The following is a 17957-nucleotide window of genomic DNA, read 5'->3' on the forward strand; positions in this document are numbered from 1 at the left end:
TACCGCCTACCGCCTACCGCCTACCGCCTACAGCCTATTGCCTATAGCCTACCGCCTAATGCCTACAGCCTAAATCGTCATCCTTTCATTATTTCCGCCCCGTTAGGGGTGGTATCTTAGTAGCAAAAAAAATGACCGGTCGACATTAGAGCCCCATCGGGGTGACATCTTAGTTATCATAAACGGCTTAGGTTATCGTCGGTCGGCCCTGGTCGGTAGGCTTCGAGATGCTGCCATTATTGCCGATTATGGGAATTGGCTAATGCGTTAAAAGTTGAGCGTTAAAGGTTAAAGCCGGTCCGCCGGGCGGTTAAAATCGCTGTGCTTAAAGCCTAACGCCTACCGCCTAAAGCCTATTGCCTAACGCCTAAATCGTCATCCTTTCATTATTTCCGCCCCGTTAGGGGTGGTATCTAGGTTATCGTCGGTCGGCCCTGGCTTCGAGATGCTGTCATTATTGCCGATTATGGGAATTAGAGAAAGCGTTAGAATTTAAAGGTTAAAACGTTAAAGTTTAAAAGTTAAAAGTTAAAGTCGGTTCGCGGGGCGGTTAAAGGCGCTGGGCCTAATGCCTACAGCCTATTGCCTAACGCCTACATCCTAAGGCCTACAACCTACAGCCTAAATCGCCATCCTTTCATTATTTCCGCCCCGTTAGGGGTGGTATCTTAGTAGCAAAAAAATGACCGGTTGACATTAGAGCCCCATCGGGGTGACATCTTAGTTATCATAAACGGCTTGGGTTATCGTCGGTCGGCCCTGGGCAGTAGGCTTCGAGATGCTGTCATTAATACCGATTATAGAAATTAGCTAAAGCGTTAAAAGTTGAGAGTTAAAGGTTAAAAAGCTAACGCGTTAAAGGTTAAAGCCGGTTCGCCGGGCGGTTAAATGGGCTGGGTCTAACGCCTAACGCCTACAACCTAACGCCTATAACCTAAAGGTTAAAGGTTAAAGGTTAAAGCCGGTTCGCCAGGCGGTTAAAAGCGCTGTGCTTAAAGCCTAACGCCTACAACCTAACGCCTACAACCTAACGCCTACAACCTAACGCCTACAGCGCTGTGCTTAAAGCCTAACGCCTACAACCTAACGCCTACAACCTAACGCCTAAATCGCCATCCTTTCATTATTTCCGCCCCGTTAGGGGTGGTATATTACCATGCAAAGCATTGTTTAGGCGTAATACAGTAATCCATTCTTATATCAAATTCGTTTCGGTCCTCAATCTTCTTTACGGGTCCGAATAGGGATATGCCTATTTTTTTTGTTTCAGGATTGCAGGTTGCCAAAAAGCGATCGTAATATCCTCCTCCATAGCCAACTCTATAGCCCTGTTCATCGAACGCCAGGAGGGGGAGCAGAACAAAATTTATGTCATGTACGCTTACCGATTCGGAATGGGCCGGATCTGGCTCTAGAATACCCCATTTATTGGCTATTAAGGCGCTGTCTGCTTCAAGGAAATAATGTTCTAGTCGTTTGGTGCCCGGTATCATATAGGGGGCTGCTATGCGGGTATTTGGCGCGAACCTTCTAACTTCTCGTATAATAGCGGTGGTATCCGGCTCTTTTGAACGGGGCAATGAAATAAAGGTATGGATAATTTTCGGGGTATATTTCTCCAAAAGTCCTATTACATGGTCGCCAATTGCCTTATTAAGAACCTCAAATTCCTTATGCGATAAGGCATCTCTTCTCTTTTGAAAAACTGTCCTTAAAACCGCTTTATTCATGGTAATATTGCTATCCATTTCTATTATTTATTGACAAATTGAAAAATTTATTCCGATAAATGTGGTATACATGCTCTAATTTTTCGCCATTTTAATCTAATGTTTGTACTTTCACGATCTGATTGTAAAATCTTTAACTATAGTATCGAAACAAACATGAGCAAGATTAAAGTTGCGAACCCGGTTGTAGAACTTGACGGGGATGAGATGACACGAATCATCTGGAAGTTTATTAAGGAAAAGCTAATTTTACCTTACCTGGATGTAGATATTAAGTATTATGACCTAGGTGTAGAATACCGTGATCAAACCGACGATCAGGTAACCGTTGATGCCGCTAATGCCATAAAAAAATATGGAGTTGGTATCAAATGTGCTACCATTACTCCTGACGAAGATCGTGTAGAAGAGTTTGGTCTGAAGCAAATGTGGCGTTCACCCAACGGAACTATCCGTAATATTTTGGATGGTACAGTTTTCCGTGAGCCTATCGTAATGCAAAACGTTCCCCGCCTGGTTACCAACTGGACGGCACCAATCATTGTAGGTCGTCATGCATTTGGAGACCAATACCGCGCAACTGACTTTGTCGTTCCTGGAAAAGGAAAGTTGACTGTCAAGTTTGAAGGGGAAGATGGAGAAGTAATCGAGCGTGAAGTTTACCAGTTCCAAGGTCCCGGTGTAGCCATGGCTATGTATAACGTGGATGAGTCTATTCGTGGATTTGCACGGGCATGTTTTAACGTGGCTATGGGGAAAGGCTGGCCTTTATATTTGTCGACCAAAAATACAATTCTTAAGAAATACGACGGTCGTTTCAAGGATATTTTCCAAGAAGTTTACGAGCAAGAGTTTTCGGGGAAGGTGCATTATGAGCACCGCTTAATTGATGACATGGTAGCTTCTGCTTTGAAATGGGAAGGTAACTTCGTTTGGGCATGTAAGAACTATGACGGAGATGTTCAGTCTGATACCGTAGCGCAAGGCTTTGGATCCCTTGGCTTGATGACCTCTGTTTTGCTTACTCCCGATGGAAATACCCTTGAGGCAGAAGCAGCGCACGGAACGGTTACTCGTCATTATCGCGAGCATCAAAAAGGAAACCCAACTTCTACCAATCCAATAGCATCTATCTTTGCTTGGACTCGTGGGCTGGAATTCCGTGGTAAATTAGACGGTAACCAAGCACTTATTGATTTCTGCCAGACTTTGGAAAGAGTTTGTATTGAAACAGTTGAAAGTGGACATATGACTAAGGATTTGGCTGTATGTATCCATGGAAATAAGGTGAAACATGGAGAGCACTATCTGTATACAGAAGAGTTCTTGGAAGCTATCGATAATAATCTTCAGGCAGCCCTTGCATAAGGGTGCTTTAGGAACTTAATGGAGGAGGCTGTCTCAAAAGGGCAGCCTCTTTTGCATTTTATACCAGAACTAGAAATGTGAATTTGGGATTAATATTAGTCTGTTTTTTTGTTTTGAGCCGTCAAGCCATGAAATAATTTGGGATCAAAACGCCCTTCTTTTAAACTTATTATCTGGACCAAATCATTTATTTGCTCCAAGTATGTTAGGCCTCGTTCCCAGGGGTCATCCCATTCGTGTGGGTAATGATGTAATGGATAGGATCAGGCAATCGTTTAATTAAATGTTTCCTTCTCGACTTTTTTCCAGCAGACACAGTAGATAACAGAAAGCCGCCTATCGCGAACAATGTGGATAAATAATAGTGGGTTATGTACCAAACAAAGCTTCTACCATTTACTTATCTTTCTTGGTCTTTAAACGAACAATAAGGACATAAAATTCACTATTGCTCCTACATCTAACCGTTGAGCCAATAGCCGGAGACATTATACCAAATTGAAGTTTTAATAAATGGAGACCGACCATTTTTATTATAAGACCGATTTTTTTTCGCTTCAAATGCTTCGTAAATGGCTCCCTTCTATTCTTTGATAACAGTCGAAGCAAGGGAGAAAGCAGCATAAGGCAAAATAATCTTAAAATCCTGTCATTTATACTCCAAACAAGTTTAAAAACCCGTACCTTTGCCGGCAATTTGTTGAAACAGATTGAAATAACTTTCATTAAACCAAAATTTTTGCAATGTCCGCAGTAACAGAGCAAGCCCGGTTGGCCGACCGCATCATAGCACTCGAAGAATCTTCGACGTTAGCCATGACAAAAATGGCCCGCGAATTAGCGGCCCAAGGCCATAAAGTGATTAGTTTGAGCGTAGGGGAGCCTGATTTCAAGACACCCGCTCACATTTGTGAAGCAGCCAAGAAGGCGATTGACGATGGTTTCCATGGATACTCCCCGGTTGCCGGATATCCTGACCTTCGAAAGGCCATTGCAGATAAATTGAAACGAGATAATAACCTCGAATGGAAGCCTGAGAACATTGTGGTATCTACGGGTGCCAAACATTCACTGGCCAATGCCATTCAAGTCTTGGTGAATCCGGGTGACGAAGTACTTATTTTTGCTCCTTATTGGGTAAGCTACTCTGAAATGGTTAAGCTAGCCGAAGGTAAGTCGGTGATCGTTGATGGGGCCTTTGAAAACGATTTTAAGGTATCAGCGGCACAGCTGGAAGCGGCTATCACACCTCGTACTCGCATCGTGATGTTCGCTTCTCCTAACAATCCAACTGGGTCAGTATATTCGGAAAAGGAATTACGAGAAATAGCAGCAGTCATAGAAAGACACGAAGGAGTATACGTACTTGCAGATGAAATCTATGAGTATATCAATTTTACTCCAGAGGGCCATTTTAGCATCGGATCGATCCCGGCTATTAAAGATCGGGTGATCACCGTTAATGGAGTCGCTAAGGGGTTTGCAATGACAGGCTGGAGAATTGGCTTTATAGCGGCTGCCAAATGGATCGCAGATGGCGTCGAAAAGCTTCAGGGGCAGGTAACATCTGGAACCAATTCTATTGCTCAGAAGGCGGCAACAGCCGCATTTACGGGACCCTTGGATGCTTCCAAAGAAATGGCCGAGGCTTATCAGCGACGTCGTGATTTGGTGGTAGGTCTGTTGAGAGAAATTCCGGGTTTTAAAGTTAATATGCCCGATGGAGCTTTCTATGCATTTCCTGATGTGAGCTATTATTTTGGCAAAACGGACGGGGTGACGGTAATTAAAGACTCCGACGATTTCTCAAACTGGATTCTCAATAATTCCTACGTTTCAACTGTAGCTGGTTCGGGATTTGGAGCACCCAACTGCATTCGCATCTCAACAGCTGCTGCCGACGAGGCACTGGTAGAAGCCGTAGAGCGTATCAAAACCGCTGTAGCTACCCTTAAGTAAGCAAGGTAGCTGGGATTAGGCCTGGCTTAATTAGCTGTTGCCCTATATTTTTTCAAAACAAAAGCTCCTTGGTTGAATTAATCCATGGAGCTTTTGTTTTTCTGGTAATTCAAGCGATTATCGAAATAACAGATACTGATAAGGGTGACCCAGGGCATCCAATTCTATAAGATACCTATGAGCAAATATTATTTTTTGAAAGTAAAGGAAATAGAGCGGGAAACTGATGAGGCGTCTACCATTCATTTTTGGCACCCTCTTAATGAGGTGTTAAGCTATCGGCCCGGACAGTTTTTGACGGTTTTGTTAGAACAGGACGGACATAAAATCCGCCGTTCCTACTCACTTTCAAGTTCTCCATATACCGATGTGTCTCCAGCGATTACCATCAAGCGGCTGCCTGGTGGGTTTGCTAGCAATGTTTTACTGGACAGTCTGAAAGAGGGAGATGTAGTAGAGGTAATGGAGCCTGCTGGTAATTTTCTTCCTAAACAGGGCGACGATCAAACCAGGCAGGTCGTATTTATAGGTGCTGGCAGCGGCATCACTCCTTTATTTTCTATTCTAAAATCGGTCCTAATGGTAGAGCCAGAAAGTACCGTGTTGTTAATTTATGGAAGCCGGAATGAAGAAAGTATTATTTTTGATAGAAAGTTGCAGGCTCTTCAGAGTAAATATGGTTCTCGCCTGAAGATTATTCACAGCCTGAGTCAGCCTTCAGCGGGTTGGACGGGGGAGCGAGGGCGCCTGAACAAATCACATATTCTCAAAATGCTGGAGAAGCATCCTGAATTTGACAGCAAGCAGGCCGAATATTTTCTCTGCGGACCCGAGGACATGATGGCGGAGGCTGACAGGGCCCTGGCCATAATTGGTGTTCCTACTTCACAAGTTCGGAAGGAAAGTTTCCTTACTGCTGGTCCTTCTACAGGCATAGTGCTGGAAGAATCTGACGATGAACTGCAGACGCGTAATATCACCTTATTTTATGAGGGTACGGAGTACCAGCTCGAAGTAAAACCCCATGAGACAATATTGGAGGCTGCACTAAATCTCGATATTGATTTGCCTTATTCTTGCCAGGCGGGAATGTGTACCGCTTGTATGGGTAAATGTGTATCAGGAACAATTCATATGGATGAGGAAGATGCCCTTTCGGAAGCGGAGCTTAAAGAGGGATTTATACTTACCTGTGTGAGTCATCCGATGAGCGATGGTGTAGTGATAGAGGTGGAATAAGGCAGCGATCTGGGTGCCATAGTTCTTAGTTTACGCTTCCCTTCAGGCTGGCCTCCACTTGAGACTGTAATTGTTTTAACTCAGAAATAGAGAATCGGTTGGTTTTAAGTATAACCTCAATGGCAGAGGCTGCCGATCCTTGAAAGGCTGTTTGAAGGAGGCGGGAAACCAGATGTTCCTGAGTTTCCTGTTGACCTAAAAGGGCGACATAAATATGGGAGCGGCCTTTTTCTGTTCTGTAAAGTAAGCCTTTGTCATGCATGATCTGCATCAGTTTTAAGGTAGTCGTATAGCCTACCTCTTTGGTGGCGGCCAGTAAGGTATGTACCTGTCTGACTGTTAGGGGACCCTGCGACCACAGGCAATTCAAAATTTCTAGTTCGGCATCAGTGGGTCTGATATACATATTTTATGATGGCTATGAAGATATTATTCCCTACTTAAACGGAAGGTCTAAGCGAATATTAAAATAGTTAAAAAAGGCTGCCTCATAACAAATGAAGCAGCCTTTTATATTATTTATTGATACAGGCACTTAGCTCGCATAAGAGTTTAACATAACTGGCATTACCAACATGAGAATATCCTCATTATCTTCTTGGTCTGCTGGGATAATAAGGCCCGCCCTATTGGGTGCTGAGAGCTCGAAGGTTAGAACTTTGCTGGTAAGGTTGCCCAATACCTCTACCAGAAACTTGGCATTAAAGCCAATTTCCATATCATCGCCATTATATTCGCACATCAAAGTTTCGCTGGCCTCATTGGCATAGTCCAAGTCTTCTGCCGAAACGACTAAGTCGTTCAGCGTCATTTTTAACCGCACCTGATGGGTGGTCCTATTAGAATAAATCGAGATCCTTCTTAAGGAGTTCAGGATATCCATACGATTTATAGTCAGGGTATTGGGGTTATGCGAAGGAATTGCGTTTTCGTAATCAGGGAAGCGCTCATCTATCAGGCGACAGATCATCCGTATATTTCCAAAGCTAAAGAATGCATTAGATGTGGTAAACTCTGCTCGGACGGGTACCTCATCGGCAGGCAAGCAGGATTTGAGTAAGTTAAGTGCTTTTCTCTGGATGATCATGGACGTATCGATGTCCGACTTAATATCAGTACGGCGATATCTTACCAGCCGGTGGCCATCAGTAGCAACAAAGGTAGCACTCTCGGCTCCCAGTTGCACGAACACCCCTGTCATTGCCGGACGAAGATCGTCGGTACTGGTGGCAAATAATGTGTTGGCTATGGCAGCAGATATTGCCGTTGAAGATAGTTCCACGGCCTGCCCGCGATTGACGATAGGTGTTTTAGGGAAATCTATCGGGTTTTCGCCTGAAAGCTTGTAACGCCCATTGTCGGTTATAATCTCAATGCCAAAAGTTTCATTATTCACTTGTATCGTTATAGGCTGCTCCGGAAGGCCTCGTAGGGTATCCATAAGCAATTTGGCCGGTATAGCAATAGACCCCTTTTCCTGGGACTCAACTTCAATATCGGTGACGATAATGGTCTGTAAGTCAGAGGCAGTCACGCTGAGGTGGTTTCCTTCTAAGCTTAGTAGAAAATTCTCTAATATGGGTACAATAGGGTTCGTAGAAACGACACCATTTATAGCTGATAGCTGTTTCAGAAGTACTGATGACGAAACGACAAACTTCATAATTCGTGACGTAAGTATTTAAAATTAAATTGATTAAAGCAAGGACAGATTTTTGTATTATCCGTTTTGTAGGGAACAAAAGTAACAAAAATATGGGACAAGCCGAGATTTTAAGTAAATTTTCGAATACGAAAGTAGTGGCGGATTGCACCGAAAATGGCTAAAAGTAGCAATGGAACTGCGATATTGAGGGCTTGCCAGCTCCGTCGCGACTCTTGAATTTTTATCCGGTCCAGGGGGCGTATGGCAACATCCTTATTTCGCGCCGAAATGAGGCCGTTTGCATCTGTAAGATAGTCTAAAGCTAGCATTACGAAGTCTTTATTGCCGTAGGTATTGCCTGATAAACGGTCGTAACCCAGGGGTAAGGGTGCGTTGCGTTTGTAGTCGATGTCGTTGACCACGATATCTCCATCCGAGCAGACGATGACTTTTCCGGGTTCCCCCTTAGATTTGAAAGTCGCCGAACGGGGATCTTGGGGGAGGATTCTGTTTTCAAATATAGAAGAAAAGGAGCCTTCTAGGAGTAGTCCGGCAAGTTTGCTACCTCCCCGATATTCGGAAGGGTCTGGTTGTTTTCTGGCTTCATTATACCCCACCAAGGCCGGGGTATTAACGGTTTGGGTATACTCTGAAGTCATAAGCAAGGGTGTTTTTAGGATACCATCCGCCCCGCCAACGGTGTCTATAGAGCTAAGGAAGCGGGTAGATACCGCATTGATATTACTGCTGATAACATGATCGCCAAAGTGATTGAGCAGGGGGTAGAATCGCCATGGTAGCGGTTCCAGCTGAGGCTTGTCACCCATATTTCCTGTGTTTAACAATATCTGTGACGCATTCAAGTCTTTTACTAGGTCATAGTTAACCCTGAGGCCCCACTTAAAAAATAAAGCTTCCAGATTGAGCTGGAGGGGTTGGGCGTAGGTGCCTTCCAGGCTTACGCTGTCAACCCGCGCTCCGTCGGTAAAGAATATTGCTTTACCACCGTTCACAATATATTGATCTAATTTATAAAGGTCAGACTCTGAAAAAGCACTGTCGGGCTTCAGTACCAGAATGGCATCCAGGCCATCGTAAGACTCCGGGTTGTTCATATCCATAAATACATCAAACTGCTGCTGAATGGAAGCAATCAGGTCACTGAGTCGTGCGGGGGAGATGAGGGTGTGGCTGACAATAAGCCCTACTTTTTTTCTTTCGGGATTCATTAGAACTCGTATGGCTGAGGCTAGCTCAAATTCTACTCCCTCATAGGATTGATTGAGTTGCTCCTCTGCACTAGCCGATTTATTGCCCTTCAAAAGCTGCACTGCTACAGACAGAGTATCCATCTTCAGAATGGCTCCGGGAAAAATGGTTTTTTCTGTCCGTTTTCCTTCTTCGTTAGCGAATAAATTGGTGGGCATAAGGCCCTGTTCAATCAGACTTTTGTATTGTTCCTGACGTTGTGTCTCGCTACTCGCATCCGATGGGTCGGTAAATTGAAAATGAACCCTCCCATTAGAATATTTCTTGAAAGCTTCTAGGGTGTTGGCTGTGGCACGCTCCAGCCGTTCAAATCCCGGGGGGAAGGAACCTGCAAGAAACACGTTAACCTGAATGTCCTGGTCTAAGGATTCCAACATGGAAATGGTGGCATCTGAAATAGAATAGCGCCTGTCTTCAGTAAGGTCCCATTGTAAATGGCTATTGGATGCCCACCAATTGATGCCCGCTAAAACGCAGATCAGGATTAAAAGTGGAAAAAGTGCTTTCTTCATTAGTTCATTCGATGGGTATTATCTGCAATATTATAAAAAAAAAGGGAGGTATAGAGCTCAAAAGTAATTCCTTCGACGACGCTAATCCTTTTGCCAGACGTTCATTTGCATGAGTGAGCTTAATAATACAAAACCCCGAGTTGCCCCGGGGTTATTCTACTGACTGAAAGGAGGATTAATAAATGCTGATACAACTATTTTTTTATGACCATTTTCGCCTTAGAGGTCTCACCTGCTGTAATGGAAAGTTAATATTACAAGATTCTTAGTTTTGTATTATACCGGTCTTATGGTCTGTATATTTATGATTCAAAACTAGGGCTCATTCCTAGGATTTTCAATTGATTTGGGGTGAAATGCTCTTTTTCTGATGTCAGCTATTCTAATATTTTGTTTTGCAATATGTTGATAGTTAGGGGTATGTGGATTATTATACTCTTGATCTATAAAATTTGTAATGTGGTGAAGTATTTTTTATGAAAATCGATTCTATGAATCGGCTGGTCAAATTTTTATAGGATATTTCAAACTTGTAGTATTGGGTGGGCAAAGAAAGTAGAAGGAATATGGTCACAGACCTGAAGTGATTGGAAGTTCTGATTCGCTAAAACTCAGTCCGGGTGTCCAGCGGGTAGACTTAATTGCTTTCCGATAACCTTATGATGATTCAGTAAGCGCATTGGCTTTTTAAAAGGAGCGAAACGGAGTCCCGCCAGGAAGTGGGGACATAGATATCAGACTTTGTCGTACTTTTTTTGCAAAATTGTTGATTAGAATCGGGTAACAAGCCTATCCCTAGCCCCAGCAAAGAGGACCGCCGGGGGCTGAAGGATAATGAAATTGCTGTTTGATATAGCTGAGCAAATAATAAATCCCAGCCGATCTAATGCTATTAGCAGGCTGGGATTTGTTTTTTTTGTGGGTATGCGTGTTATTCCATTTGGCAGCTTTCAGGATCGGACACTACATAATAAGATTTATAGTTTTTAGCCTTAGGGTTCATACAGCCTTTCAACTCCAACAATTCTATATTTTTAAAATCTATGGGGTGGCTTTCCGCTTGTAAAGCGATATATCCTGTGCCTAATAGGGAATTGTTTTTTTTCAGCCACTCCGCTTCTCCGGCTACTTTTCCTTCCTTAAAGCTCCGGCTTTTGCCTATGTATCCTCCTCCAATTTTAGGATTGGTAAAAGTTAGTACGGTATCTCCTTCTATAAGAAAATGTGCTATAGAGTCGCCTAGCATAATGGCCTCTGCAGTTACCCATTGATCACCATGGTAGGTTTTTGAGCTAGAGCTGATGCAGTGCGCTTCAGTCAATACACCATTGATATCGACAATGGTGCCGGGGGTGCAGAGGTTTCCTGTAGAGCGGTCGCCAGAGCCTAACCCGCCCAGAAACTGCATCTCCAGGGATATAGGGAAGTCTTGTTCGAGCCCTAGACTTTGCGCGGACTGAGAATGCATCATGACCCCTGAGTTGCGAACATTCCAGGAGGCACCGCCAGGAACTTGCTCTCCGGTAAATCGATATTGCATCCGTAACTTGTAATGGGAATATGGTTTCTGATAATACATATGCCCATACTGAGTGGTAAAGGTATCATATTCCATATAATTTACCCGGATCATGCTGTCCTGGACGATAAAGGTGTTTTTATAGTTTTCATTTAAGGGATAGCCCGCTATTTTAATATCCCAACCTTCGAGGTCTTTGCCATTGAACAGGGCTTTCCATTCCTCTTTGTTTTGATTGGTGGTTTTCGAGCAGGAGGCAAAGCCTAAAAGCATCAATAGAAGATAGGCGAATAAGGTAAATTTGATCATCTTTTGTAGGGCTGGTTGTTACATACTAAGTAATAAGTATGTTTAAGGTCTGATCTAATGATTTGCTCCTTTTTAATCTGGACCAGGATATAGTTTTTGTATACACTGACTTACTTAGTCAAGGTTAAGGAGCGGGATTGTAAAACCGAAAAGCACCTTTTCCGCTAGCGAAAAGGTGCTTTTCAGTCTAAGACATATTTTATTTACGTTTGCTCCGTGCCCTTCCTTTTCGTGAAGAGGCTCCGGACCGGGATCTGCTGTGGCTCGGATTGCTGGACTGTTTACCTGGATTCTGATCGGGGCGAGGCCGGGAGCGTGATTTGGAAGGGGTGGTTCCCGCTAAGTAAAGATCCATGCTCCGTCGAGCCAGATTAGTTTCTTTAACCTTGACCATTACTTTATCTCCAAATGCATATATTTTCTTCGTGCGTTGACCTACCACCCGGTAATTCTCCTTGTCGAGTTCGTAGAAATCGTCCCCGAGGTCGGTCATACGAATTAAGCCTTCGGAGGCGGTGCTGGTTATCTCTACGAATATTCCGAATTCGGTAACTCCGGAGATAATGCCTTCATACTCCTGATCATGGTCCATGAGGCCCATATATTCGACTTGCTTGTATTTGATAGAGGCCCTTTCGGCTTCGGAAGCCAGTCGCTCCCGATCGGAGGAATGTCTACAGGCATCTTCGTATAGCTCTTTATCTACCGACTTGCCACCATCTAGGTAATGCTGGAGCAGGCGATGTGCGATAACATCCGGATATCTTCGGATGGGAGATGTAAAATGTGAGTAACGCTTAAATGCCAAACCAAAATGACCTAGGTCGTCCACGCTATAGCGTGCTTTGGCCATGGTTCGTACCGCCAGTTGCTCTATTAAATTCTGCTCCGGGGTTCCCTCGACCTCTTTAAGCATGCCATTCATCGACTTCGCTATCTGGTCCTCATCCTCTACATTGAGTTTATGGCCCAGTTTCGCCACGAAATTAGCAAAAGTCTTAAGCCTATCAGGATCTGGAGCCTCATGGACCCGGTAGATCATCGTGTTTTTGTTAGCCCCTTTAGAGAGTCCATAAACATATTCGGCCACTCGTTTGTTGGCCAGCAGCATAAACTCTTCAATAAGCTTGTGAGCGTCGAATCGCACTTTTTGATATATGCCTAAGGGTTTACCACTTTCGTCTAGCTTAAAGCGCACTTCTGGCGTTTCAAAATTAATGGCCCCTTTTCGGAATCTTTCTTTTCTGAATACCTTGGCAAGCTTGTTCAGGTCGGCCAGCTCCTGAGCATATTCCCCTTGACCCGACTCCAAAACTTCCTGGGCATCTTCATAGGCATAGCGCCTGTCGGAATGAATAACGGTCCGTCCAAACCATTCATTTGCAATGCGGCCTCTTGCGGTGATCTCAAATATTGCTGAAAAGGCCAGCCGGTCCTCATTAGGGCGTAGTGAACATAGGTTGTTGGAGAGCTTTTCAGGAAGCATGGGTACGGTACGGTCCACCAGATACACCGAAGTAGCCCGGCGGTAAGCTTCTTTTTCTAGCTCGGTATTAGGTTTTACATAATGCGATACGTCGGCAATATGTACGCCCACCTCCATATTTCCGCTTTCCAGATATTGAAGGGATAAAGCATCGTCAAAATCCTTGGCATCGGCAGGGTCGATGGTAAATGTCAAAACCTTGCGGAGGTCCTTGCGGTTGGCGATTTCTTTTTTGGAGATGGTGACGGGAATTTTGTCCGCTTCCGCTTCTACTTCTTCAGGAAATTGGTAAGGGAGCCCAAATTCAGCCAAAATAGCGTGCATCTCAACGTCGTTAGTTCCCGCTTTGCCCAGCACCTGCACAATTTTCCCTGTGGCTTGGCTACGGCGAGTAGGCCATTCCACTACTTCTACAATTACCTTGTCTCCATCTTCCGCATCTAACAACTCATCGGTTTCTAGATAGATGGGGTCAAACAATTTTTTGTTATCCGGTTGCACAATTGCGTACCGAGCCGTTATCTCCAGAATCCCGACTATACCGTCGTTTTTCCGGGTAATTATTTGAGTAACTCTACCTTCTATGCGTTTAGATCCCGTATCTCCCTTCACCTTTCTTCGGCCCAGTTGCTTGCTGAGAGGCTGTATCTCCACAATATCTCCGTCCCAAGCATTGGCCAGCAGCTCGCTTTCTACATAAATATCATCGTCCCGGCCCTCTACCACCACAAAGGCAAAGGATTTATTCACCCGATCCACTCGACCTGTCAGCGTATTTTCATGAGGCTTTTCCATATTGGCCCGATAGGATCCATCCGGTAATACCTGTATCCGCTTCTCTTCTTCCAGCTCATGCAGGATTTCATTAAACAGCTGTCTTACCTTACGGTCCGAAACGCCAAAATGGTCATGTACGTCGTAGGGTCTAAAGGTGTGGTCGGCGTTGAGGTCGAAAAAAGCGGCAATATCCGCTTTTAGTTCGTCGACCGTAGAGAGGATATGATGGGGCTGATGAGCCACGCTGGTACTTCTATTTTCTTTATTAATTTTCTTCTTTTTCATGTATTCATTATTAGGGAATGCGTATAGCTAATCAGCTAAATATCGCATATTAATTGGGTTTATCCCAATTTTTTGCCTCTTGGGCTTATGATTTGCAGATGGTTAATCGTGGCGAGAAATATTACTGGGCAATACCAAAGGCATGTTATGCAGTCTGAGGTAGATTTGGCCTAGCACAACCACATCTTCGCGGCAGTATCTGCTGATCTTTTCTAGGCCCTTTTCTTGGTAATAAACGTTACTTACCTGGTCCCCGCTCATTTCGACTTTGCTTCCTGGAATATCAAAAACGGCGGCAAGCAAATCCAGGGAGGTATAACTTTTATAATCTCCAAATTTCCAAAGCTCCATGGTATCCTGGTGGTGGACTTCCCAGGGTTTTTTTCCAGCTATTTGTAAAGCCTTCGGAATGCTAATATCGTTGATGAGCATGCGCCTACAGAGATAGGGGAAGTCAAATTCCTTGCCATTATGCGCACAGAGAATCAGTTCTTCGGGCGCATATTTTTCAATTAGGGCTTTAAATTCTTGAAGAAGAACGGCTTCATCATGACCTTGAAAGGAGCGCACTTTATAGCTGATTTCCTCCTTTTCGTTCCAAAAGAAAGCGCCAAAGGCGATGCATACAACTTTGCCAAACTCTGCGTAGATGGCACCTTTCTCATAAAACAGGTCGGCCGGACTAGCTCCCTGGTCCTCTTTCCGGATCAGACTTGCGGCCTTTTTGTCCCAAAGTGATTGTAGGCGCTCAGGAAGTTCATGGTATGTACCAGGAGAGCATACCGTTTCTATATCGAGCAGCAGAAGGCTGCGGGCTTTCTTACGGAATTCTGCAGTCATATACTGAACTTATAAACGGTGGTAGTGGATTTTGCGTTCCCTATTTACCTGTTAGTCCATACAGTCATCCAGAATTACAGACTAGCCTGCAGGGTGGGCTGCATCATGGACAGGGTAGCCGTTACAATGCCTTCAGCATCCAAGCCACACTCTCTGTAAAGTTCCGAGGGTTCCCCATGTTCCACGATCATGTCGGTCACACCCAGTCGCTTGATCTGGTTAGTATAGCCGTTTTCTAACATGTATTCCATTACAGCACTGCCAAACCCTCCAGGCAGGCAGCCATCTTCCAAAGTAATTATTTTGTCATAATTTTTCAGAGCATGAGCCAACAACATTTCGTCAAGTGGTTTCACAAAGCGCATATCGTAATGTGCCAGAGAGATGCCTTCTTTCTCGAGGATAGTATTCGCTTCAGCAACGAAATTGCCCAAAGGGCCAATGGTAAGAATTGCCGCCGATTCTCCCGGTTGCACCAGCCTTCCCGTACCAATTTTTATTTCTTCCAGAGGTGTTTTCCACTCAGGCATTACACCGTTTCCTCTTGGATAGCGAATGGTGAAGGCATTCTTGCCTTTCTGAAAATCTTCTAATTGAGCCGTAAACATGAGGTTGCGAAGCTCTTGTTCGTTCATAGGAGATGCGATGACCATATTGGGGATGCAGCGCATGTAAGCGAGGTCGTATAGACCATGATGGGTAGGCCCGTCGGCGCCTACCAAACCTGCTCGGTCCAAACAAAATATCACGGGCAATTCCTGTATGCAAACATCATGGATTACTTGATCGTAGGCCCTTTGCATAAACGTAGAGTAGATATTGCAAAAAACAATATTGCCTCTGGTGGCCATGCCAGCGGAAAAGGTCACGGCATGCTGTTCGGCAATGCCCACATCGAAAGCACGTTCCGGAATAGCCTTCATCATAATATTAAGTGAAGATCCTGAAGGCATTGCGGGGGTAACCCCTACAATTTTTTCATTTTTTTCGGCAAGCTCTACTAAGGTATGCCCAAAAACGTCCTGATATTTGGGCGGCTGGGGACCGTCGTAAACTTTTTTCTTGATTTCTCCAGTGATCTTATCAAAAACTCCAGGTGCATGCCATTTGGTTTGGTCTTTCTCTGCAGGTCCATAACCTTTGCCTTTTACGGTAAGACAGTGGAGCAGTTTGGGCCCCGGTATGTCTTTAAGGTCTTTAAGAACCTCTGTTAGATGGCTAATGTCGTTTCCATCGATTGGGCCGAAATAACGAAGGCCTAGCGATTCGAACATATTGCTTTGTCTCAGTATGGCCGTCTTCATGACAGCTTCTACTTTCGAAACAACTTCCTGGGCACTTTTTCCAAAGGTGCTCATCTTGCCCAACAAGTTCCATACTTCATCTCTGAACTTATTATAAGTATGGCTAGTGGTTATGTCTGTTAAATACTCCTTAAGTGCCCCAACATTTGGATCGATGGCCATGCAGTTATCATTTAAGATAATTAGCATATTGGAGTCGGTGGTACCGGCATGGTTCATGCCTTCAAAGGCTAAGCCGGCAGTCATGGCCCCGTCACCAATAATCGCGATATGTTGTCTTTGGAAATTTTTTTCTATAGCCGAGGCAACAGCCATTCCTAATGCTGCTGAAATGGAGGTCGAGGAATGGCCCACGCCGAAGGCATCGTAAATGCTTTCTTTCCGCTTAGGGAACCCTGAGAGTCCTCCATGGACGCGGTTACTGTGGAAGTTATCCCTTCGTCCAGATAATATTTTGTGGCCATAGGCCTGGTGGCCTACATCCCATACCAACTGGTCGTCGGGTGTATTAAAAACGTAATGAAGGGCCACACTCAGCTCTACCACCCCTAAACTAGCCCCGAAATGCCCCCCGTAAACGGACACATTATCGATAATATATTGTCTTAGCTCGTTGCAGACTTGCGGCAACTGCGATTGGTCCAGTTTCCTGAGATCGGCGGGAGAATCTATTTGGGCCAGTAATTTTCCTGGGGTTATGAGCATAATGTGCTTTCTATTCAAATGAATATTTTATCCTATACTTTTTTTAAACCTCTCCTCACAAAAGTAAGGAATTCGGTAATTTGTTCGGGTATTATTTTTGTTGACTAGCCTTAAAGAGTTTTTGCTTCTCTTCTTTAGTAAGACTTTCATAACCTGACTTCGAAATTTTATCCAAAATATGATCGATCTCGCCTTGATTGGGCATCTCAACACTGGCCGAGCTAGTAGTCTCTGCATATACATTCGTCGCTCTATGGACTTCTTTTTGCCTGTAAGTAACGCGCATGGTGGGTTTCTTTCGAAATAAATTACTCCAAAAATTCATTAAGGAGTAGATGGGTGTTCCCAAATCTGTTCCATTTTGTAGCATTTTCACGAATATAAAACCTACTAAAGCACCACCTAAATGGGCCAAGTTCCCTCCTGCATTGGGGCCAATCGTTTGTGCCAACGAAAGTATGATATAAAAAAGGGCGATAAATTTGATCCTTATAGGGCCCAGGAAAATGAGGTTGAAAGTATAATTGGGCAGCAGGGTGGCTGCGCCAACAGCAACTGAAAATGCGGCTGCAGAAGCCCCCAACATGCCAGATCCTTGAATGCTATTTTGAAAAAAGGGTAGTAAATTGTAGATAACGATATAGACCAGGCCGCCGGCAATACCCCCTAACAGGTAGAGTGCCACTACTCGCTTGGCTCCCAGATACTCATCAATCAGCCTGCCAAACCAATAGAGAAAAAGCATATTAAAAAGGATATGAAAAATATCCTCATGGGCAAAAAAGTAGGTGATTATCGTCCAGGGCTTAAAAGCTAGTACGGACAAGTCAGCCGGTAGCTGTACTTGTTGCAATATCCAGGCATATATGCCTGAGGCCTGCGAAAGGGTCAATATAATTTTGGCCAACAACAGCACGAGGAATACGGCCGTATTGGTGAGGATAATCTTAACCAACGCATTTTCCGATTTGGAAAACTCCCTTTTTATATCATTAACAAAGTGGCTCATT

The 17957-nt window shown here is 44.3% G+C and carries 12 protein-coding genes; 3 read left to right on the top strand and 9 right to left on the bottom strand.

Annotated features, from left to right (window positions below):
* Positions 1 to 1151: 1151 nt before the first annotated feature.
* Positions 1152 to 1748, bottom strand: a complete 597-nt coding sequence (locus X939_RS0114425; RefSeq protein WP_052353473.1) for a 5-formyltetrahydrofolate cyclo-ligase — start codon at positions 1746 to 1748, stop codon at positions 1152 to 1154.
* 138 nt (positions 1749 to 1886) lie between these two features.
* On the opposite strand from X939_RS0114425, the gene X939_RS0114430 reads away from it, so the two are divergent.
* From X939_RS0114430 to X939_RS0114445, 3 genes are all read left to right on the top strand, one after another.
* Positions 1887 to 3098: an NADP-dependent isocitrate dehydrogenase gene (locus tag X939_RS0114430; RefSeq protein ID WP_025763998.1), complete on the top strand. Its 1212-nt coding sequence runs from the start codon at positions 1887 to 1889 to the stop codon at positions 3096 to 3098.
* Between the two features lie 744 nt (positions 3099 to 3842).
* Positions 3843 to 5057, top strand: coding sequence for a pyridoxal phosphate-dependent aminotransferase (locus tag X939_RS0114440; RefSeq protein ID WP_025764000.1), 1215 nt, complete (start codon positions 3843 to 3845; stop codon positions 5055 to 5057).
* A 177-nt stretch (positions 5058 to 5234) separates the two neighbouring features.
* Positions 5235 to 6296, top strand: coding sequence for a ferredoxin--NADP reductase (locus tag X939_RS0114445; RefSeq protein ID WP_025764001.1), 1062 nt, complete (start codon positions 5235 to 5237; stop codon positions 6294 to 6296).
* Positions 6297 to 6321: 25 nt separating this feature from the next.
* Here the strand turns inward: X939_RS0114445 and X939_RS0114450 are convergent, their stop codons facing one another.
* The 8 genes from X939_RS0114450 to X939_RS0114490 all read right to left on the bottom strand — a co-directional run bounded on the left by X939_RS0114450 (position 6322) and on the right by X939_RS0114490 (position 17956).
* A complete protein-coding gene (locus tag X939_RS0114450; protein WP_044199613.1) occupies positions 6322 to 6702 on the bottom strand; it encodes a BlaI/MecI/CopY family transcriptional regulator in 381 nt (126 codons plus the stop codon).
* Between the two features lie 129 nt (positions 6703 to 6831).
* Complete coding sequence (gene dnaN / locus X939_RS0114455; RefSeq protein WP_025764003.1) at positions 6832 to 7959, bottom strand: DNA polymerase III subunit beta; 1128 nt, start codon at positions 7957 to 7959, stop codon at positions 6832 to 6834.
* Between the two features lie 110 nt (positions 7960 to 8069).
* A complete protein-coding gene (gene gldG, locus X939_RS0114460) occupies positions 8070 to 9722 on the bottom strand; it encodes a gliding motility-associated ABC transporter substrate-binding protein GldG (protein ID WP_025764004.1) in 1653 nt (550 codons plus the stop codon).
* 931 nt (positions 9723 to 10653) lie between these two features.
* Positions 10654 to 11514: a 3-keto-disaccharide hydrolase gene (locus X939_RS0114470; protein WP_044199647.1), complete on the bottom strand. Its 861-nt coding sequence runs from the start codon at positions 11512 to 11514 to the stop codon at positions 10654 to 10656.
* Positions 11515 to 11749: 235 nt separating this feature from the next.
* Positions 11750 to 14098: a ribonuclease R gene (rnr, locus tag X939_RS0114475; protein WP_025764006.1), complete on the bottom strand. Its 2349-nt coding sequence runs from the start codon at positions 14096 to 14098 to the stop codon at positions 11750 to 11752.
* Positions 14099 to 14200: 102 nt separating this feature from the next.
* Positions 14201 to 14938, bottom strand: a complete 738-nt coding sequence (locus tag X939_RS0114480) for a 3'-5' exonuclease (protein WP_025764007.1) — start codon at positions 14936 to 14938, stop codon at positions 14201 to 14203.
* 74 nt (positions 14939 to 15012) lie between these two features.
* A complete protein-coding gene (gene dxs, locus X939_RS0114485) occupies positions 15013 to 16947 on the bottom strand; it encodes a 1-deoxy-D-xylulose-5-phosphate synthase (RefSeq protein WP_025764008.1) in 1935 nt (644 codons plus the stop codon).
* 91 nt (positions 16948 to 17038) lie between these two features.
* Positions 17039 to 17956, bottom strand: coding sequence for a rhomboid family intramembrane serine protease (locus tag X939_RS0114490; RefSeq protein ID WP_025764009.1), 918 nt, complete (start codon positions 17954 to 17956; stop codon positions 17039 to 17041).
* Position 17957: the final 1 nt, after the last annotated feature.

Source organism: Dyadobacter tibetensis Y620-1 (assembly GCF_000566685.1).
In the GTDB taxonomy this organism is placed as follows: domain Bacteria; phylum Bacteroidota; class Bacteroidia; order Cytophagales; family Spirosomataceae; genus Dyadobacter; species Dyadobacter tibetensis.